Raw genomic sequence first — 19,153 nt, forward strand, 5'->3', positions numbered from 1 at the left:
CTACTCCTGAAATGCCGGCATGACCCCGGTCATAAAGCGTTCGAGCGACGCTTTCTTGCGCTCGAAGCTCATGCCAGTGTCGATCCAGAAGGAATACTCGTCGTAACCCATGGCCTCGTATGTTTTCAAACGCGCAATGACATCATCGACATTGCCGACGACATTGTTCTGGCGCATCGATTTGGCCGAGATCATCTCGTTGGCGGCAATGACGTCATCGGGAATATGCTCGATCAGCCCCTGAGTGACCGGCTTTTCGTTTTTGAACCAGGCGAAGAAGTAATTGTAATAGACGCTCAATTCATGTGCGGCCTGGGCGATGTCTGCCTCGTCGGACCCCACATAAGTGTGACGCAGCAGCATGATTTTTGGCCGCTTGACATCCGGGTGCACAGCGCAGGCATCGTTGAAACGCGACATCAGCGTGGTAACTTCCTCATCACTCTGCCAAAGTGGTGTGACCTGCACATTGCAGCCATTGGCGACGGCAAATTCATGGGAATTTGGATCGCGTGCCGCAACCCAGATCGGCGGATATGGCTGCTGCAACGGCTTGGGGGCGGATGTCGTTGCCGGGAACTTGAAGAACTCGCCATCATGAGCGTAGTCGCCATCCCAAATGCCTTTGATCGCGGGGATCAACTCGCGCATGCGCTGGCCAGCGCCCCAAGCGTCAAGCCCCGGCAGCAGGCGCTCATATTCAAAGGAGTAGGCACCGCGGGCAATGCCGATATCCAGCCTGCCATCGCAGATGATGTCGGTCATGGCCGCTTCACCAGCAAGCTTGATGGGGTGCCAGAAGGGCGCAATCACCGTGCCTGTTCCCAGCCGAACGTTTTTCGTGCGCCGCGCCAGATCGGCGATCGTCACGAAGGGGTTGGGGGCAATGGTGAAATCCATGCCGTGATGCTCGCCAGTCCAGATGGCATGCATGCCGCCCTTGTCGGCAATTTCGCACAGCGCCACGAACTCTTCATACAGAGCCTTGTGGTTCTGGCTCGGGTCTAGGCGTTCCATATGGACGAACAGGGAAAATTTCACGGTCAGACGCCCTTCATGCTGATGGAGTGAACGCGTCCAGCCGTTTCATTGCCGACATAGACCCCAAAGTTGCCGATTGAACTTTCCATCGCAAAACGATTGACGATATCGGCAGTGGCGGGCGTGTTGAATGTCCGGTCCCACAGGCCGGAGGACGAAAAGAACCGACCTTCTTTCGGCGCTCCTTCGGAGGCGAAAGCACGATAGACAATGTGCTGGCGACCATCGCTTTTGTCCTCAAAGACGGAATACAGAAAGCCGACTGTGATGCTGAGGCCCGTCAGCTTTTCAAGATAGGCGGCCAGCACAAGCGTCGGATCGCCATCCGTGCTGTGGCAGGTTGGCAGTGACAGGGGTTCGGTGCCCAGCAGCAGAACGTCGCCATCGCGCTCAAGAACGGCGCTGATTTCCAACGCACCCTCACTTGCCGCCGAAACCGCTTTGCCCGCCAGTTGGGGCGTAAAATAGCCGCCGCGTGCGTAACCTAAACCGTTGCGACCGCTGTTGGTGAAGGCTGCAATCCGCCCAAGAAGAATGACGTGGTCGCCCGCTTCCAGCACGTTTTCCATCGTGCATTCAAACCATGCAGCGACACCATCGAAAACAGGGCAACCGTCGGGGCCATCGCTCCACGATACGGCTGCAAAACGATCCTCGACGGGCCGAGCGAAGGTGTTGGAAACATCCTTCTGCGTTTCCGAGAGAATGTTGACGGCGAAGGTTTTCGTGCCGGTCATGACCCCGAAATTGCGGGACGTGCGTGCCAGACAGACCAGCAGCATCGGAGGATCGAGCGAGACTGACGTGAACGAGTTTGCCGTAAACCCGATCGGCCTACCATCCGCATCACGTGTGGTGACGACCGTAACACCAGTTGGAAAGGCACCGAAAGCATCTCTCAATGCGCGTGGATCAATGATATCCGGCATCACTTCGGCTCCTCTGTTTCAAGCCACTCTGCAAGCAGGGCGTTGACATCATCCGGCGCGGTCAGATTGACCATATGCCGGTGTCCGTCAACGATCCGCGCCCAGCCATTAGGCGTTACCTCCGCCATCTGTTGCGCCATGTCAGGCGTCGAATTGGGGTCGTGCGAACCCGTCAGAAACAAAGCCGGGCAGCGAACATCGCGCCAATTGTCTGCATAGGTCTCATCACCGCCCGCGAAGGCGGAATAGGCGACGGCGTAACCTTCTGGATCGACCAGCCCCAGCCAATTGCGGGTCAGTTCCCGCGCATGAACGCTATTGGCATCATCGCCAAACCATCGCTTCAACGGCCCGTCACGGTCAACACCGGTGGTTCCGATCGACGCCGCCCGTGCCATCACGGCAGCTTTCGCTTCAGCATCACGGCGGTAGACACCGTTGAGATAGGCGACCCGTTTGATGCGCTTTCCAAACGTGGCGGCAGCTCCACCGGCAATCAGTGCACCCATGGAATGACCGGCCACATTGGCCGTGTCGATGTTCATCTCATCCAGAAACCGGCCAAACCAGGCAACGAAATCTTCGAGTGTGCTGCCAGCAGGCAATTTTGCGCTTTCACCATGACCGGGCATATCGACGGCAATGACACGGTGCGTTTTCGAAAAAACGGCGATCTGCGGAGCCCATGCCTCCAGCCGCATGCCGACGCCATGGATCAAAACCAATGGCTCGCCAGACCGCATCTCGACATAAGAGACGCCGCCAGCCGTGTGCAGACGCTGAAACCGCAGCGGCTCCGTTTTATTCTCTGGCGAAACCGTCTGGCTGGTGTGCATGGCGATAACCGATCTCACACGCCTGCAGGATTGGCGACGTCGTTCCCCAGATCTTTCAGATCCTGATAACGATCTCCAATGCGATGGTGCGGACGACCGCCAACGGATGCACCCAAGGCCACGACGATTTCATCTGCGGCTGGCGCGTCTGGAATGGCGGTGTGAATGGTCAGATAATGGGAACGGCGTCCCTCATCGTTCTTGTCCATCAGAGGGATCATGATCGGCGCATTGGCCGGTCCACGCGTGTTGCAAAAAGCAAGATAGGATTTGGCACCAACGGCGTTGCGGTAGTGATTGCCGAAGCGCAAGGTGTGAATAAGCGCCGACGCATGTTCGATCTCGCCATCGAGACCGACGACTGCCGCCTTGCCGTAACCTTCCACGGCTTCGCCAGACCCAACTGCATCGATGATCATCTTGGTCAGCAACTCACCGAGCACGGGCGCGAGGGCGTGAATATTTGGCTTCAGGTCTTCGACAAAGCCACGTCCGGCCCAAGGGTTCTTCACCACGGCGAAGGCGGAATAGAGCTTCAAAGGAACCGGGGCCGCCCTTCCACCTTCGATCAGAGTGGTTTCGACCTGCAACAGCGTCTTGCGAATTTGGATCGTCATGTCCCGTCCTCAAACTTTGTATGAGGTTATGGTATGCCATAATATAGGGGTGTCAATAGGCTTTTTACGCCCGCATTGCGGGCGATTGATATTTATGGATTTATCTTTTAAAACCAGTGTATTAACGAAACTAACTGCAACTTGAAATGGCTGCATTGTCCTTTTCGCACGACGTCGACGACAGCGGCCGCCGTTTGATCGAGCGCCGTTAAATGCGAGAAATCTGCGGCTGCGCGGAAAGCACGGCTTCTGCAATTGCCGATGCACTGGCCACATGCTTCATGGCTGCCTGATAGGCTGCCTCCCCATCGCCCTTGCGGATCGCCTCGATGATCTTCTCCATCTGGGCAGGACCATCGATATTGCGTCTTTCCGTCTTGATCGTCATCGAGCGCAAGTGGTTGATACGTACTGTCAGGAGATTGACGATACCCCACGCCACCGTGCGCTCCACGCTGCTGAACAATGCGTGGTAGAAGGCAGATGTATGCGTCAGAACACCCTGCATATCCTTCTCGTGATAGGATTGGCGAATGCCATGCAGCGATTTTTCAAGGGCCGCGACGATGGCAGGATCGTTGCGTTCGGCACATAGACGCGCGGCCATGCCTTCCAGAGCCCCACGGATCTCGTAAATCTGACGGGCCTCATTGAGATCCAGCTGAGCGACAATCGGGCCTTTGTTGGGAAGGTTGGCGACCAGCCCTTCGGATTCGAGATGCCTAAGAACCTCACGCACAATGGTTCTGCTGACGCCGAGTTGAGCGCAGAGATCACGCTCCACCAGCCGGTCACCCGGACGGAAATGACCGCTGACGATCGCTTCGCGGACTTTCTCTAGGGCCAGTTCGCGCAACGTTTTTGCCGGACGCTCCACCTTGATTGTCGAGGCCTGCAAAATCGTATTCATTATCCGCTCCCTGTGCTGATACACTGTGTGGCAGTTATCGAACCGTGCGGCTCGATTGTGCGACATCTGGTATTATGGCGTGCCAGGTACATACTGCGAGCGCATGATCTTTGCAACTGACCGTGAAAGCGGCAGGGTGCCTATCCCATGCGCTCGGAAGCATAGGAGCCGGGGCTTGGTGGAAAAACGATGGTGCGGTTTCCATTGATGAAGGTGCGTCGGTGGATATGCGCATGGATGGCACGCGCCAGCACCTGCGCCTCCACATCCCGGCCAAGCGACACATAATCCTCCGGGCTCTGGGCGTGGGTGACGCGAACCGTATCCTGCTCGATGATCGGGCCTTCATCCAGATCTGCGGTGACATAGTGCGCCGTTGCGCCGATCAGCTTCACGCCGCGCTGGTAGGCCTGTTTGTAAGGGTTGGCACCCTTGAAACTGGGCAGAAAGGAGTGGTGGATATTGATGATCTTGCCGGACATTTCCGTGCACATGCGGTCCGACAGGATTTGCATATAGCGCGCCAGCACGATCAGCTCTGTTTCCGTGCTCTCAATCAAATCCATGATCTTCGCTTCGGCCTGCGGCTTGTTTTCCTTGGTCACAGGAATGTGGTGGAAAGGGATATCATGATTGACCACCACTTTCTGGTAATCGAAATGGTTGGACACGACGCCCACGATATCGATGGGCAACGCACCGATCTTCCAGCGATAGAGCAGATCGTTGAGGCAGTGACCGAAACGTGACACCATCAACAGCACCTTCATGCGCTGCGAAGCATCGTGGATTTCGGCCTCCATCTCAAACTTTTCAGAGATCGGCAGCAGGCCTTGCGCGAGTTGCTCAAGCGTCGCCCCCGTCTGGGAGAGAAAACTGATGCGCATGAAAAATCGGTTCGTATCCAGATCGTCGAATTGCGAACTGTCGAGGATATTGCAACCCAATTCAGCCAGATAACCGGACAATGCCGCAACAATGCCGCGGGTCGATGTACATGTGACTGTCAGAATGAATTTCGTCATCGGGCGATCTCTCTTGGAACGGCGATAAAAGGCCCCGCACAAGAGCGCGGGGCCAAACTTTACAGCGTGGCATCAACGGCCTAGACGTCGAGCGTCGTGTCATGCTCCCAGGCGGTGAACTGCGAGCAGTAGCTGTTCCATTCGCCATGCTTGAGTTTGAGATAAGCGGCGGAAAACTCCGTTCCCAACGCCTGCTGCAACTCTGTGTCTTTCTCGTATTCACGCAGCGCATCCAACAGGTTCAACGGCAGCTTGGGCGCGTTCGTGATCGTGTGGCCTTCGCGGTACATGTCGATATTGTGGTGCGGACCAGGGTCTGCATTGGTGCGGATGCCAGACAGGCCAGCGGCAATGATGATCGCCTGCAAGAGATATGGATTGACCGCGCCATCCGGCAGACGAAGCTCGAAACGGCCGGGACCGGGCACACGCACCATATGGGTACGGTTGTTGCCGGTCCATGTCACCGTGTTCGGCGCCCATGTCGCACCGGAAATCGTGCGCGGTGCATTGATGCGCTTGTAGGAATTGACGGTGGGATTTGTAACAGCTGCCAGAGCAGACGCATGTTTCATGATGCCGCCGAGGAACGTACGTCCCTGCGCGGAGAGACCGAAATCCATCGCCTTATCCGCGAATGCATTGACCTTGCCCTCCGTATCCCACACCGAAATATGGGCGTGGCAACCGTTGCCGGTCAGCCCCTTGAAGGGCTTGGGCATGAAGGTGGCGCGCAGCCCGTGTTTTTCAGCGACTGATTTGACCATGAATTTGAAGAAGGAATGCTTGTCGGCGGTTTGAAGCGCGTCGTCATATTCCCAGTTCATCTCAAACTGGCCGTTCGCGTCCTCATGGTCGTTCTGGTAGGGCTTCCAGCCAAGCTCCAGCATGTAATCGCAAATCTCTGCGATGACATCATAACGGCGCATGACCGCCTGTTGGTCGTAACACGGCTTTTCTGCGGTATCGAATTCGTCTGATATTTTCGAGCCGTCCTGCGAAATCAGGAAGAATTCAGGCTCCACACCGGTTTTAACCCGCAGCCCTTTTTCGGCAGCCTCTGCGATCAGTTTTTTCAACAGAACGCGCGGGGCCTGTTCGACCGGTTTGTCTTCCATTACGCAATCGGCAGCAACCCAGGCGACATCTTTTTTCCACGGAAGCTGAATGACGGATGATGGATCTGGCACGGCAAAGAGATCGGGATGGGCGGGCGTCAGATCAAGCCATGTGGCAAAGCCCGCAAAACCGGCACCGTTTTCCTGCATATCGGCAATGGCTTCAGCCGGAACGAGCTTGGCCCGTTGTCCGCCGAAGAGGTCGGTAAAACTGATCATGAAATATTTCACGCCGTTTTCGGCGGCGTATTGCGAGAGATCCAGTGTCACTTTGTTCCCCTTTTTGGATTTTAGACACTCATCGTCAACGAGCCGCATCCTCCCAAACACGGCTCGCCATTGTCGTATGGTAGTTTAAAAACCGCCCTTGCCCGGATACCAGCTGGTTCCCGCCAGCGGGATTTGCGCCATCGCGGCGGCTTCCATTGTCAGCGCGCAGAGGTCTTCCGGCTCCAGATTGTGCAGGTGGTTCTTGCCGCAGGCGCGCGCGATGGTCTGCGCTTCCAGCGTCATGACCTTGAGATAGTTGGCAAGACGTCGACCAGCAGCAACTGGGTCCAGACGCGCGGCAAGTTCAGGGTCTTGCGTCGTGATGCCAGCCGGGTCTTTGCCTTCGTGCCAGTCATCATAAGCGCCAGCCGTGGTGCCGAGCTTCTGGTATTCATCCTCCCATTTCGGGTCGTTATCCCCCAGCGCCACGAGCGCCGCAGTGCCGATAGCAACAGCATCTGCACCCAGCGCCAAGGCCTTGGCCACATCGGCACCGGAGCGGATGCCGCCCGAGACAATCAATTGCACCTTGCGGTGCATGCCCAGATCCTGAAGGGCCTGAACGGCGGGGCGAATGCAGGCGAGAGTCGGCATGCCGACATTTTCGATGAACACATCCTGCGTGGCCGCCGTCCCGCCCTGCATGCCATCGAGCACGACCACATCCGCACCGGCTTTGACGGCAAGAGCGGTATCGTAATAGGGGCGAGCGCCGCCGACCTTGATGTAGATCGGCTTTTCCCAATCGGTGATTTCGCGCAGTTCGAGGATTTTGATTTCCAGATCGTCCGGGCCAGTCCAGTCCGGGTGGCGGCAGGCCGAGCGCTGGTCGATGCCCTTGGGCAGATTGCGCATGTTCGCCACGCGGTCGGAAATCTTTTGCCCGAGCAACATACCGCCGCCGCCCGGTTTGGCACCTTGACCAACAACCACTTCAATAGCATCGGCGCGGCGCAAATCCTTGGGGTTCATGCCGTAACGCGATGGCAGATACTGGTAGACGAGCGTTTGGCTGTGGCCGCGCTCCTCATCCGTCATTCCGCCATCACCCGTCGTGGTGGATGTGCCCGCCAGCGTCGCGCCACGGCCCAGCGCTTCCTTGGCATTGCCCGAGAGTGCACCGAAGGACATGCCCGCGATGGTGATCGGTGTTTTCAGATGGATCGGTTTCTTGGCAAAACGTGTGCCGAGAACGACGGAGGTGTCGCATTTCTCACGGTAACCTTCCAGCGGGTAACGCGAGATCGACGCGCCGAGGAACAGCAGATCATCGAAATGCGGAACCTTGCGCTTGGTGCCGGCACCACGGATATCGTAGATACCGGTGGCGGCCGCACGGCGGATTTCGGCCAGCGTCGCATCATCGAATGTGGCGGATTTGCGCGGCGGGGTATGGGGATTGTGATAGCTCATGAAATGTCCCTCGCCTTAATACGCGTCGGCGTTATCAATGTTGAAATTGTAGAGCGTGCGGGCCGAGCCATAGCGCTTGAACTCTTCCGGCTTCACGTCCGTCACGCCAGCCTTCTCCAAAAGTTCAGCCAGCTTCGCGAGATGCTTCGGCTTCATCTGCTTCTCGATGCAGTCGGAGCCCAGGCTCTTGACGGTGCCGCGCACGAAGAGCTTGGCTTCATAAAGGCTGTCGCCCAAAGCATCGCCCGCATCGCCCAACACCACGAGGTGCCCGGACTGGCCCATGAAGGCGGACATGTGGCCGATATTACCGTGAACGACGATATCGATACCCTTCATCGAAATGGCACAACGCGACGCCGCATTTCCCTTGATGACCAGAAGACCACCGCGACCGGTGGCACCGGCATACTGGCTGGCATCGCCTTCGATTATGACGGTGCCTGACATCATGTTTTCGGCAACGCCGGGGCCAGCTGAGCCGTGAACGGTGACGGTGCCGCCATCATTCATACCAGCGCAATAATAACCGACAGAGCCGCGCACTTCGACCGTCACGGGCGCATCGATACCGACCGCAACCGAGTGGCTACCGCGCGGGTTGATGACTTCGAATTCGGTGTCATTCGCGCCTTTGGACAGGGCATGCAGCGCGCTGTTGAGTTCTCGCAAGGGCGTGGTGGAGAGATCGAAAACTGGCATGATTTGAACTTTCTCGATATGGGCTTGTCTCAGGCGGCCTTGTCGTGATCCCAGAAATAGACGGTGGCAGGCTCTGGCTCCCAGACGCGTGCGGTCTCGATGCCCGGCAGATTGACGAGAGCGCGATATTCCGAACCGAAAGCGACATATTGGTCCGTCTCGGCCATGACCGCAGGCTTGCAGGCAATGGGATCACGCACCACGCCGAAGCCGGACTTGGTGCCGACGACGAAAGTGAAGAACCCGTCCAGATCATCCAGCGCACCGGTCAGCGCCTCGCCCAGATCCTTGCCCTTCGCCATTTCGGCCGTCAGATAGGCGGCGGCGACTTCCGAGTCATTCTGTGTCTCGAAGGTCATGCCTTCCCGCACCAGTTCGCGGCGCAGATTGTTGTGGTTGGACAGTGAGCCATTGTGTACGAGGCATTGGTCTGCACCTGTCGAAAACGGATGAGCACCGAGCGTGGTCACGGCAGATTCCGTTGCCATGCGAGTGTGGCCAATGCCATGCGTGCCACCCATGGATCGCACGTCGAAACGAGCGACCACGTCTTTCGGCAGGCCGGTTTCCTTATAAATCTCGACGCTATCGCCGGAACCCATGATGCGGATGTTGGGGCGAATGTCAGAGAGGACGGCACGGACAGATGACAGCTTGTCAGCGGCAATTTCGACCACCGCATGCGTGCTCTTGACTGCAACCGTCGCATTGATGCCTGCCTCCGCGAGATCCGCATCCAGTCCCGCGAAATCCACATCCGGCTGGGCCGATTGCAACGTCACCTTGGCCCTGCCAGATGCCGGTGCTCCATAGATCGCGATGCCAGCCGAGTCCGGGCCGCGATCCGTCATTGTGATCAGCATATCCGACAGCAATTCCCCAAGCTGTGGCTCGAGGCTTTTGTCTTTCAGGAACAATCCAACAATACCGCACATGGCCAGCATCTCCATTCTTCGATGGAAAATTGCTAGCATATGGCATTCCATATATCAACTATGAAGAATAATATTTTCTTCTAAGGCAATTTATGGCGTCTTGTTCTGGGGATAAGAGATGATTGAAAGATAGCGCGCAGGCAGCTTCACCAGCTGTTCCGGGCCGTGCGGCGCATCCGCATCGAAGAACAGGCTGTCGCCGGGCTGCATGGCGTAGAGGCTTTCCGAATGGCGATAGACAACCTCTCCCTCCAACATGTAGAGAAACTCCATGCCCTCGTGCTGAAACGTCGGAAAGACGTCAGAGTCGGTTGTCAGCGTGATGAGATAGGGCTCGACGGTCACACCGCTACTGTTGTTGTCGATATGGCCCAAAAGGCTATACTGGTGACCCGCGCGGGTGCCGCGACGCTCAAGATTGACGCCTTCGCCCGCCTTCACGAAGGTGGCACTGCGTGGCTCCTCGAAGCCTCGAAAAAACGCTGTCAGCGGAACACCGAGTGCGCGTGAAAGGGTCTGTAGCGTTGTGAGCGATGGCGATATATTGCCATTTTCGATCTTCGACAGCATGCCGACGGACACACCGGTGGCAGCCGCGAGATCGGTAACAGTGATCCCCAGCTTCTTGCGATAGGTCCGCACCTCGTGACCGATGGCCATTTCCAGATTGTTGCCGCGTGGCTCTTTGACAGCGTGCGGGTCCTGTGACAAGACCGCTATTGTCCCGTCTTTAGCACTGGTGTCGGCCATATCTGTTCCTTAAATTATCCTGAGAGGAATATTCTATTAATCACTAAGAAACTTCAAACGAAAAGCGCCTGGGGATTTGCCGAGCACGGCTTTGCAAACACGTGACAAATGGCTTGCGCTGGAGAAGCCGGTAGCGAAGGCAATTTCAGAGATCGACAGGGCGCTTTGTTCCAGCAGGTTCTGGGCATGGCGAAGGCGGATAAGGCGATAGGTTTCCAGAAACGTCTTGCCGAGTTGTTCGGTGAAAAGCCGATCAAGATGTCGGACACTGACGCCACCCAACGCCGCAAGCGTTAAGCGGTCCATGGGCTGTTCTATCGTCGCTTCCATTTTTTCAAGAATAATGAGCAATGCCGGATGATGTGTGCCGAAGCGCTGCGCTGTCGAGCCGCGCTGCGGAGCCGTCGGTTCGGCGATTGCGGTGTGCAGATACCAGTCGCTGACCCTGCGGGCGAAATGCGACCCCATGCGCTGCGAAATCATCGCATGCATCATGTCCAGAGGTGCCACACCGCCGCCGCACGTCACCCTATCGCCATCGATAACATAACGCGCCTGGCGCGGCGTGAGGTGGGGGAACGCCTCCCTGAACACACCTGCATGCTCCCAATGAATGGTGAAATCCCGGTTTTCCAGCAGACCGGCAGCGGCCAAAATATAAGCGCCGCTGGAAATGCCGCCAATGCGCATGCCCTGCCGCGCCAGTTTTCGCAAGCTCGCATGAAGCCCGCAATAATCGCCCCAGTCCGCGTGACCTCCACCGGCACAAACAAAGATTGTGTGACACTCACTGCCCTGCGCAACCATATCCGCACATTCGACGCTTAGCCCCGAAGAGCTGCGAACCGGCTGTCCGTCGGCTGAAAGCGGCATAAGGTCGTATAACGGCAAACCCGCGATCAGATTGGCTGCACGAAGCGGTTCCGTTGCTGATGCATAGGACATCAGCGCAAAATTCGGCATCAGCACGAAGCCGATGCGTTGCAAGCTTTGTGGATCAGAAAACGACATGGCTCATTTCTACATCTATTCGTCCCGTTTATGCAATCCGCCGCGTCCGTCGTGGCATAAGCTCGTCGTCAACTGATGTAGAGATGCGGCAATACAATGCGTTACTCGGCTCTTTCCCTGCTTTTAAACGGACTTCGCAGCAACAAGGCGTGGACACCTGCCTGGCGGCAGCCAGAGCCGAAACCGCATTATGACGTGATCATCGTCGGTGGTGGCGGGCATGGGTTGGCGACGGCCTATTATCTTGCCAAGGAGTTTGGCGTTACCAATGTCGCCGTGCTGGAGAAGGGCTATATCGGCTCCGGCAATGTGGGGCGCAACACCACCATCATTCGCTCCAACTACCTGCTTCAAGGCAACAACCCATTCTACGAATTGTCGATGAAGCTGTGGGAAGGTCTGGAGCAGGATTTCAATTTCAACGCCATGGTAAGCCAGCGCGGCGTGCTCAACCTGTTCCATTCGGATGCCCAGCGCGATGCCTACACGCGGCGCGGCAATGCTATGCGCCTGCACGGAGTCGATGCCGATCTGCTGGATAAGGCCGCCGTGCGCAAGATGCTGCCCTTCCTCGATTATGACAATGCCCGTTTCCCGATACAGGGTGGCCTGCTGCAAAAGCGTGGCGGCACCGTGCGCCATGATGCCGTTGCCTGGGGTTATGCACGCGGGGCTGACATGCGTGGTGTCGATATCATTCAGAATTGCGAAGTCACCGGTATCAGGCGCGAAAACGGACGCGTCACCGGCGTCGAGACCACAAAAGGCTTCATCGGCTGCGGCAAGCTGGGCCTTGCGGCGGCTGGAAACTCATCACGCGTGGCTGAAATGGCGGGGCTGAAGCTGCCGATCGAAAGCCATGTGCTTCAGGCTTTTGTCTCGGAAGGTTTAAAGCCGTTCATCGATGGCGTCGTCACCTTCGGGGCCGGGCACTTCTACGTCTCGCAGTCGGACAAGGGCGGTCTCGTCTTCGGTGGCGATATCGATGGCTACAATTCCTATGCCCAGCGCGGCAATCTTGCGACCGTGGAGCATGTGGCGGAAGCCGGAAAGGCCATGATCCCGTCCCTTTCGCGCGTTCGCGTTCTGCGCTCCTGGGGAGGCATCATGGATATGTCGATGGATGGTTCACCGATCATCGACCGCACGCATCTGGAAAATCTCTACCTGAATGCCGGCTGGTGCTACGGCGGGTTCAAGGCGACACCGGCCTCCGGTTTCTGCTTTGCCCATCTTCTGGCGCGGGACGTGCCGCAGGCAACTGCAACGGCCTTCCGGCTGGATCGTTTCGCACGCGGCCACATGCTGGATGAAAAGGGCCAAGGTGCCCAGCCCAATCTTCACTGACAGTGCAGCACAAGGAATAGCCTGACATGGCCAGTCTCGTCCCCTGCCCGCATTGCGGTGCAAGACCCAAGGAAGAATTCACTATCAAGGGTGCTGCTCTTGCGCGGCCGTCACCGGATGCAGGAACGGATGTCTGGATGGATTACGTCTATCTGCGCGACAATCCGCGCGGTCTCTATGAAGAATACTGGCACCACACGTCCGGCTGCCGACGCTGGCTGGTTGTGACACGTGACACAGCGACCAATGAGATCGAAAAAAGCCGCGACGTGGCAATCGCGCAGGCATCGGATATCCGCCCATGACATCCTACCGTTTAGAAAGCGGCGGCCTGATCGATCGCCAGACACCCGTCTCCTTCACCTTCGATGGCAAACGCATGCTGGGCTTCGAGGGAGACAGCTTCGCCTCCGCCTTGCTGGCCAATGGCCAATTGCTGGTCGGGCGCAGTTTCAAATATCACCGTCCACGCGGCATTCTAACGGCCGGTTCGGCAGAGCCGAACGCATTGATGACAATCGGGCGCGGCGGACGCACGGAAGCCAATACCCGCGCAACGATGCAGGAGCTCTACCAAGGGCTGGAAGCCAAAAGCCAGAGCCGCTGGCCGACGCTGGAATTCGACATCGGCGCATTAAACAGCCTGCTCTCGCCATTTCTAGGCGCGGGTTTCTACTACAAGACCTTCATGTGGCCGGCTCCACTTTGGGAGAAACTCTACGAACCGTTCATTCGCAAGGCAGCGGGTCTCGGCAAAGCGACTTACGAAGCCGACCCCGATACATACGAGAAATGCTGGGCGCATTGCGATCTCCTGGTCATCGGCTCCGGCCCGACAGGTCTTGCTGCTGCACTCACTGCCGGTCGCGCTGGCGCACGCGTCATCCTCGTCGATGAACATTCCGTGGCGGGTGGATCGCTACTGTCCGAGACCGCGTCAATCGGTGACGTGACTGCGCATGCTTTTGCCCGGCAAACAATTGATGAGCTGCAATCCTTATCCAATGTGCGTGTTCTGACACGCACCACGGCTTTCGGCTGGTATGACGGCAACGTGTTCGGTGCCGTGGAACGCGTCCAGAAACATGTCGCCTTGCCAAATGCAGCACTCCCCGTCGAACGTCTCTGGCGTATCTTTGCGAAAAAAGCCCTGCTTGCCAGCGGTGCGGAAGAACGCCCGCTCGTCTTCGGCGGCAATGACACCCCCGGCGTGATGATGGCAACGGCCATGCGCACCTATCTGAACCGCTACGGCGTCGCTCCCGGCAAGGACATCGCAATCTTCACCATAAATGATAGCGGCTACGCTCTGGCGCAGGATCTCGAGGCACGCGGCATCATTCCCGTCGCTATCATCGATTCAAGGCCAGAAGCGAACACCGCTTATGCAGGCAAGGCGCGTGTTATAAAGGGTGCCTACGTCTCTGACGCCCAGGGCGGCAAGGCACTGTCCTCCATCAGCGTTTTCAGAAACGGTACGATCGAGACAATCAAGGTCGATGCGCTGGCGATGTCGGGCGGTTTCTCGCCCATCATTCATCTTGCCTGCCACCGTGGCGGCAAACCGGTTTGGTCGGATGAACATTCCGCGTTTCTGGCACCGCAAGGGCTGAAAGGCGTCGCGCTCGCGGGTGCTGTCGCTGCCACATCCGGCATTGCATCCTGCCTTGAAGAAGGCGCGGCCCGCGCTGCCGCACTGGTCGCCGAATTCGGCTTCAATACATCGCCTGCCTCCTTCGGTCGGGTCGAAGGCGATACGATCTCTACTGCTGCCAAACCGGTGTGGAATATTCCCGGCATCAAGGGCAAGGCCTTTGTGGATTATCAGAACGATGTGCACCGGAAGGATCTGGGGCTGGCCGTACAGGAAGGCTATGGCCATGTAGAACTTGCCAAACGCTATACCACCAACGGCATGGCGACGGATCAGGGGAAGCTTTCCAACGTCAACGCTATCGGCCTTCTGGCCGAAGCGCGCGGCGTGTCACCGGCTGAGGTCGGGACAACCACTTTTAGACCCTTCTACACACCGGTGTCCTTCGGGGCATTGACCGGTGCATATCATGGCGAACATTTCCAGCCGGTGCGGAAATCACCCCTGCACGGCTGGGCCAAAAAGAATGGCGCGACCTTCGTTGAGACAGGTCTGTGGTATCGCTCGGCCTGGTTTCCGCGTGATGGTGAAACCACATGGCGCGAAAGCGTGGACCGTGAAGTGCGCAATGCGCGCGTGAACGCAGGTCTGTGTGACGTATCGATGCTGGGCAAAATCGAAATCTGCGGCAAGGACGCAGCCGAGTTCCTCAACCGCGTTTATTCAAACGCCTTCCTGAAGCTGCCCGTCGGCAAGGCACGTTATGGCTTGATGTTGCGTGAAGACGGCATGATCTATGACGATGGCACCACCAGTCGCCTGTCGGACGAGCGCTTTTTCATGACCACCACCACCGCCTATGCGGCTGGCGTCATGAACCATCTGGAATTCTGCGCACAAGCGCTCTGGCCCGATCTCGACGTTCACCTCGCCTCCTCCACGGACCAGTGGGCGCAGATGGCCATTGCCGGACCGAAAGCCCGTATCATCCTCCAGACCATTGTCGACGAAGACATTTCCAACGAGGCTTTCCCGTTTCTGGCGGCATGCGAAGTCTCACTTTTCGGTGGGCAACTGCATGGACGGCTGTTCAGAATTTCCTTTTCCGGTGAGCTGGCATTCGAACTCGCTGTCCCCGCAGGCTATGGCGAAAGCGTTGCCGATGCGTTGATGGAGGCAGGCCGCGAACACGGCATTCAGCCCTATGGCATCGAAGCGCTCAGCGTGTTGCGCATCGAAAAGGGCCACGTTACCCACAATGAAATCAACGGCACGGTGGTGCCTGCCGATCTCGGTTTCGGCAAGATGGTGTCATCCACCAAGGTGGATTTCATCGGCAAGGCCATGGTGGCGCGTGAGGGCCTGACATCGCCTGACCGTGGACAACTCGTCGGCGTCATTCCACTTGATCCAAACACGTCGTTCCGCAGCGGCGCGCATATTCTTGAAAAGACCGCGGCTGCCACCCTCGAAAACGATCAGGGCTATGTCACGTCAAGCGCGTTCTCTCCCCATGTCGGCTCCACGATCGGTCTTGCTCTCGTCAAGCGTGGCTCTGAACGTCACGGAGAAGAGATGATGATCTGGAATGGCATAAGAAACGAGTTCACGCCCGCACGCCTGTGCAGCCCGGTCTTTGTCGATCCAGAAAATGAGAAACTGCATGTCTGAATTCGCCCTCGTATCAAAGCCCGCACTTGCCGACCGCGCGCCAATTGCGGGCAAAGACATCACACTGGAAGCGTTGCCTGAAGGCCACGTTATCCTCATCATGGGAAAACCCGGCGACGAAACGATCAAGAACCGCATCGTGCCGCTTTCCGATGGCACCCCGCATGCCGTGCGCGCCGCTGGGCCTGGCCAATGGTTTATCGTCGGCGACCAGCCCAAGACACAAGGGCAGTTGGAAGCGCTTTTTGCAGCGCTCGGCACGGACGTTTACGGCGCCGATCAGAGTGCCGGCCGCGTGCGCATTCATCTGTATGGTGCCGGGGTCGAGAGTGTTCTTGCCAAGGGAACCGCAGTTGATCTGGCTATGATCAGCTTTCCGGTCGGATGGGCAACAACGACATTTATCGGCCATATCTCCACCCACATCACGAGAACCGGAGAACATGCGTTCGAACTCATGGTTCTTAGAGGTTTTGCCGAAAGCCTGTGGGACGATCTTGTTCAGATGAGCCTGGAATTCCAATAATTCCAAGGCCAAACTGAGCGAAGCCACCGATGTTATAAGCTGCGCAGAGTTGCTTCGCGCGGAAGCGTTAAATTGTGCCGAACGGCTAAATACTTAATATCTGAATTGTCGTCCGTAATAATTTTATATTGTTTTATTTGGAGAATTTTCACCAATTTCCAGCAATCTTCCTGCAAAGCTGGGGACAATTTCATGAATGCAATACTTCGTACATTATCGGGGAAGCTGGTCCTCGCAACGGGGACTGCCATCGCAAGCATTCTCATCGCCTATACTACTTTCAACGCGATGACGATCAAAGCAAAGACCGAAGACGATGTCATGGCTCTTGCAACCGAAAAAGCGGCTCTCGTCAGCCAGCGCGTTGCTACCGACATCGCTCAGGCTACATCGGCTGGTGCGACGTTAGCTGCCAGCCTCAACGGAATTATCACAGACGGTTCAAAAAACCGCGCTGACATCATTGCCGCCATCAAGGCCGTAGCCCCGCAATATTCGAATGTGTTCGGCGCATGGATGTTCGAAATGCCGGAGGCCAAGGGATTGACCCCGGTCGCGGGCAGTGAAGGCGTCAACAAGGAAGGCATCTTTACGCCCTATTGGACAAAGGGTGACAATGGCCAGATGGAGCTATCGACCTGGAGCCTTGATCCGAAGTCAGAATATTATTCGCTCGTGGTCAATTCCGGCAAAGCTGCGATAACCTCGCCCTATCTCACCGGCATGAAAAAGCTGGTGACATCGGTGTCCGTTCCCATGCGTGCAAATGGCAATATCGTCGCCATGGCCGGTGTTGATATCAAACTGGATGACCTGACAAATACGCTGACCCAGATGAAGCCGTTCGACGGTGGCCGCGTCATGCTGCTGGCCAGCAACGGTAAATGGCTCGCACATCCAGACGCCGCCAATCTGATGAAGGATTATACCGACCAAGGCGCAGACAAGGTCAAGCAGGCGCTCGCGGATGGCAAACCGCAGATTTTGCGTAATATGCCTGACGGTGCCGTTCGCCTGATCTATCCGTTCACAGCGCCTGGAATGAATACCACCTGGGCAGCCATCCTCGATGTACCAGCGGCAACATTCTCTGACCCTGTCTGGAGCCAGATTTACAGCACGACCATCGGCGGGCTGCTCATTCTGCTGGTTACCCTTGGTGTCATTCTGGCAGCCACACGCGCGCTTGTCGGCAAGCCACTCAAGAGCCTTCTCGGCTCGGTCCAGAAGATGGCGGATGGGGATTACCGCGAGCAAATCGCGCACAACGGCAGTGTGGACGAACTGGGACGTCTGAAGGTCGCTCTCGAAAAATTTCGCCATGACCTCGCCCGTGGCGAGACGCTCAAACGAGAACAGGAAGAGCTACAAGAGCAGGTCGAGCAAGACCGCAAACGCCGTAGCGATATCGAAGAGGCCAAGGCCGAAGACCTGCGTCATTTCGTACAGATTGTCGAAAGCCGCTTCGGTGTTCTGGCCTCCGGTGACCTGACAGTACGCATGGACGAGCGCGTCTCGCCGGAATTCGAGACCATTCGTCAGAACTTCAACACATCGATCTCCACGCTTGAAGATACCATTCGTACTGTAGTGCAGGCCGTCTACGCAATCCGTTCAGGCCTGGGTGAAATTTCCACAGCCTCGAACGATCTGGCACGTCGTACAGAACAACAGGCGGCATCACTGGAAGAAACCGTTGCCGCACTGGGTGACGTGACGCGTGGCGTCAATGACACTGCCGACGGTGCAAACACCGCCCAGCAAACGGTCAGCGCAGCGCGCGGCGATGCTGAAATGGGAGGTGCTGTCGTTGCTCGCGCAATTGCAGCTATGACGGAAATCCAGGGTTCGTCGAGCAAGATTGGCAACATCATCAGCGTCATTGACGAAATCGCATTCCAGACCAACCTTCTGGCACTGAACGCCGGCGTCGAAGCCGCACGCGCGGGTGAAGCTGGTAAAGGTTTCGCCGTCGTGGCTCAGGAAGTAAGAGAGTTGGCTCAACGCTCGGCACAGGCCGCAAAGGAAATCAAGACACTGATCTCCCTGTCGTCATCACAGGTCGACGCCGGTGTTAATCTCGTCCAGGAAACCGGATCATCCCTTGGCAAAATCGTAGAACAGGTCATCGGCATGACCCAGACCGTCAACCAGATTGCTTCCAATACCCGCGAACAGGCCGTCAGCCTCCGGGAAGTTTCATCAGCCGCCGACCATATGGACAAGGTTACACAACAGAACGCAGCTATGGTCGAGGAAACCACAGCCGCCGCGCAAAGCCTGTCACAGGAAACGGAGAATCTTGCGGAAATCATAGGCCGCTTCAAAGTCGGCAACGGCTCTGTGCAAAACGATCAACGACGCTCCCACTACGCGTTGGCAAGCTGACCGCCACAGGGCCTCGCCGAGACCTTTTCCGCAACGTCATAATGTCTGCTATTGCTCCAGAGGGCAGTAG

At 57.2% G+C, this 19,153-nt stretch carries 17 protein-coding genes; 5 read left to right on the top strand and 12 right to left on the bottom strand.

The genetic code is table 11. The features are described 5' to 3' along the window. From DSM25558_RS10270 to DSM25558_RS10325, 12 genes are all read right to left on the bottom strand, one after another. Window positions 1-1,041 carry an LLM class flavin-dependent oxidoreductase gene (locus DSM25558_RS10270; RefSeq protein WP_077104387.1) on the bottom strand — a complete coding sequence of 347 codons (1,041 nt, stop codon included), beginning with the start codon at window positions 1,039-1,041 and terminating at the stop codon, window positions 1-3. Window positions 1,042-1,043: 2 nt separating this feature from the next. Further along, on the bottom strand, window positions 1,044-1,970 hold the full coding sequence (locus DSM25558_RS10275; RefSeq protein WP_077104389.1) for a flavin reductase family protein: 927 nt from the start codon (window positions 1,968-1,970) through the stop codon (window positions 1,044-1,046). Continuing rightward, window positions 1,970-2,806, bottom strand: a complete 837-nt coding sequence (locus tag DSM25558_RS10280; RefSeq protein ID WP_077104391.1) for an alpha/beta fold hydrolase — start codon at window positions 2,804-2,806, stop codon at window positions 1,970-1,972. The genes DSM25558_RS10275 and DSM25558_RS10280 overlap by 1 nt, the downstream gene beginning before the upstream one ends. Window positions 2,807-2,820: 14 nt before the next feature. Next, window positions 2,821-3,423 (bottom strand): amino acid synthesis family protein, encoded by a 603-nt coding sequence (locus DSM25558_RS10285; protein ID WP_077104393.1) that lies wholly within the window; start codon window positions 3,421-3,423, stop codon window positions 2,821-2,823. A 208-nt stretch (window positions 3,424-3,631) separates the two neighbouring features. Beyond that, window positions 3,632-4,333, bottom strand: coding sequence for a GntR family transcriptional regulator (locus DSM25558_RS10290; protein ID WP_077104395.1), 702 nt, complete (start codon window positions 4,331-4,333; stop codon window positions 3,632-3,634). Window positions 4,334-4,473: 140 nt separating this feature from the next. Then, a complete protein-coding gene (purU, locus tag DSM25558_RS10295; RefSeq protein ID WP_077104397.1) occupies window positions 4,474-5,358 on the bottom strand; it encodes a formyltetrahydrofolate deformylase in 885 nt (294 codons plus the stop codon). Window positions 5,359-5,438: 80 nt separating this feature from the next. Continuing rightward, window positions 5,439-6,746, bottom strand: a complete 1,308-nt coding sequence (gene glnT / locus DSM25558_RS10300) for a type III glutamate--ammonia ligase (protein ID WP_077104526.1) — start codon at window positions 6,744-6,746, stop codon at window positions 5,439-5,441. Window positions 6,747-6,830: 84 nt separating this feature from the next. Then, window positions 6,831-8,159, bottom strand: a complete 1,329-nt coding sequence (locus DSM25558_RS10305; RefSeq protein WP_077104399.1) for an FMN-binding glutamate synthase family protein — start codon at window positions 8,157-8,159, stop codon at window positions 6,831-6,833. A gap of 15 nt (window positions 8,160-8,174) precedes the next feature. Beyond that, entirely contained in the window at window positions 8,175-8,861 is a 687-nt protein-coding gene (locus tag DSM25558_RS10310) for a GltB/FmdC/FwdC-like GXGXG domain-containing protein (RefSeq protein ID WP_077104401.1), read from the bottom strand. Between the two features lie 29 nt (window positions 8,862-8,890). Continuing rightward, window positions 8,891-9,796, bottom strand: a complete 906-nt coding sequence (locus DSM25558_RS10315) for a class II glutamine amidotransferase (protein ID WP_077104528.1) — start codon at window positions 9,794-9,796, stop codon at window positions 8,891-8,893. A gap of 90 nt (window positions 9,797-9,886) precedes the next feature. Then, window positions 9,887-10,546, bottom strand: a complete 660-nt coding sequence (locus tag DSM25558_RS10320) for a helix-turn-helix domain-containing protein (RefSeq protein WP_077104403.1) — start codon at window positions 10,544-10,546, stop codon at window positions 9,887-9,889. Between the two features lie 36 nt (window positions 10,547-10,582). Further along, window positions 10,583-11,557: a GlxA family transcriptional regulator gene (locus DSM25558_RS10325; protein WP_077104405.1), complete on the bottom strand. Its 975-nt coding sequence runs from the start codon at window positions 11,555-11,557 to the stop codon at window positions 10,583-10,585. Between the two features lie 96 nt (window positions 11,558-11,653). Between DSM25558_RS10325 and DSM25558_RS10330 the strand changes: the two genes are divergently transcribed. The 5 genes from DSM25558_RS10330 to DSM25558_RS10350 all read left to right on the top strand — a co-directional run bounded on the left by DSM25558_RS10330 (window position 11,654) and on the right by DSM25558_RS10350 (window position 19,083). After that, window positions 11,654-12,904: a sarcosine oxidase subunit beta family protein gene (locus DSM25558_RS10330; RefSeq protein ID WP_077104407.1), complete on the top strand. Its 1,251-nt coding sequence runs from the start codon at window positions 11,654-11,656 to the stop codon at window positions 12,902-12,904. A 26-nt stretch (window positions 12,905-12,930) separates the two neighbouring features. Continuing rightward, window positions 12,931-13,209: a sarcosine oxidase subunit delta gene (locus DSM25558_RS10335; protein WP_077104409.1), complete on the top strand. Its 279-nt coding sequence runs from the start codon at window positions 12,931-12,933 to the stop codon at window positions 13,207-13,209. After that, window positions 13,206-16,169: a sarcosine oxidase subunit alpha gene (locus tag DSM25558_RS10340; RefSeq protein WP_077104411.1), complete on the top strand. Its 2,964-nt coding sequence runs from the start codon at window positions 13,206-13,208 to the stop codon at window positions 16,167-16,169. The genes DSM25558_RS10335 and DSM25558_RS10340 overlap by 4 nt, the downstream gene beginning before the upstream one ends. Beyond that, entirely contained in the window at window positions 16,162-16,695 is a 534-nt protein-coding gene (locus tag DSM25558_RS10345; protein WP_077104413.1) for a sarcosine oxidase subunit gamma family protein, read from the top strand. Before DSM25558_RS10340 ends, DSM25558_RS10345 begins: the two co-directional genes overlap by 8 nt. Window positions 16,696-16,887: 192 nt before the next feature. Beyond that, window positions 16,888-19,083 (top strand): methyl-accepting chemotaxis protein, encoded by a 2,196-nt coding sequence (locus DSM25558_RS10350; protein ID WP_244554153.1) that lies wholly within the window; start codon window positions 16,888-16,890, stop codon window positions 19,081-19,083. Window positions 19,084-19,153 lie beyond the last annotated feature (70 nt).

It is taken from the genome of Agrobacterium sp. DSM 25558 (genome assembly GCF_900100825.1).
In the GTDB taxonomy this organism is placed as follows: domain Bacteria; phylum Pseudomonadota; class Alphaproteobacteria; order Rhizobiales; family Rhizobiaceae; genus Agrobacterium.

What these genes read in the sequence shown, in the direction of transcription:
- DSM25558_RS10275 (WP_077104389.1), bottom strand. Translation starts at nt 1,970, where the DNA reads ATGCCGGATATCATTGATCCACGCGCATTGAGAGATGCTTTCGGTGCC.
- DSM25558_RS10280 (WP_077104391.1), bottom strand. Translation starts at nt 2,806, where the DNA reads ATGCACACCAGCCAGACGGTTTCGCCAGAGAATAAAACGGAGCCGCTG.
- DSM25558_RS10285 (WP_077104393.1), bottom strand. Translation starts at nt 3,423, where the DNA reads ATGACGATCCAAATTCGCAAGACGCTGTTGCAGGTCGAAACCACTCTG.
- DSM25558_RS10290 (WP_077104395.1), bottom strand. Translation starts at nt 4,333, where the DNA reads ATGAATACGATTTTGCAGGCCTCGACAATCAAGGTGGAGCGTCCGGCA.
- purU (WP_077104397.1), bottom strand. Translation starts at nt 5,358, where the DNA reads ATGACGAAATTCATTCTGACAGTCACATGTACATCGACCCGCGGCATT.
- DSM25558_RS10305 (WP_077104399.1), bottom strand. Translation starts at nt 8,159, where the DNA reads ATGAGCTATCACAATCCCCATACCCCGCCGCGCAAATCCGCCACATTC.
- DSM25558_RS10310 (WP_077104401.1), bottom strand. Translation starts at nt 8,861, where the DNA reads ATGCCAGTTTTCGATCTCTCCACCACGCCCTTGCGAGAACTCAACAGC.
- DSM25558_RS10315 (WP_077104528.1), bottom strand. Translation starts at nt 9,796, where the DNA reads ATGTGCGGTATTGTTGGATTGTTCCTGAAAGACAAAAGCCTCGAGCCA.
- DSM25558_RS10320 (WP_077104403.1), bottom strand. Translation starts at nt 10,546, where the DNA reads ATGGCCGACACCAGTGCTAAAGACGGGACAATAGCGGTCTTGTCACAG.
- DSM25558_RS10325 (WP_077104405.1), bottom strand. Translation starts at nt 11,557, where the DNA reads ATGTCGTTTTCTGATCCACAAAGCTTGCAACGCATCGGCTTCGTGCTG.
- DSM25558_RS10330 (WP_077104407.1), top strand. Translation starts at nt 11,654, where the DNA reads ATGCGTTACTCGGCTCTTTCCCTGCTTTTAAACGGACTTCGCAGCAAC.
- DSM25558_RS10335 (WP_077104409.1), top strand. Translation starts at nt 12,931, where the DNA reads ATGGCCAGTCTCGTCCCCTGCCCGCATTGCGGTGCAAGACCCAAGGAA.
- DSM25558_RS10340 (WP_077104411.1), top strand. Translation starts at nt 13,206, where the DNA reads ATGACATCCTACCGTTTAGAAAGCGGCGGCCTGATCGATCGCCAGACA.
- DSM25558_RS10345 (WP_077104413.1), top strand. Translation starts at nt 16,162, where the DNA reads ATGTCTGAATTCGCCCTCGTATCAAAGCCCGCACTTGCCGACCGCGCG.
- DSM25558_RS10350 (WP_244554153.1), top strand. Translation starts at nt 16,888, where the DNA reads ATGAATGCAATACTTCGTACATTATCGGGGAAGCTGGTCCTCGCAACG.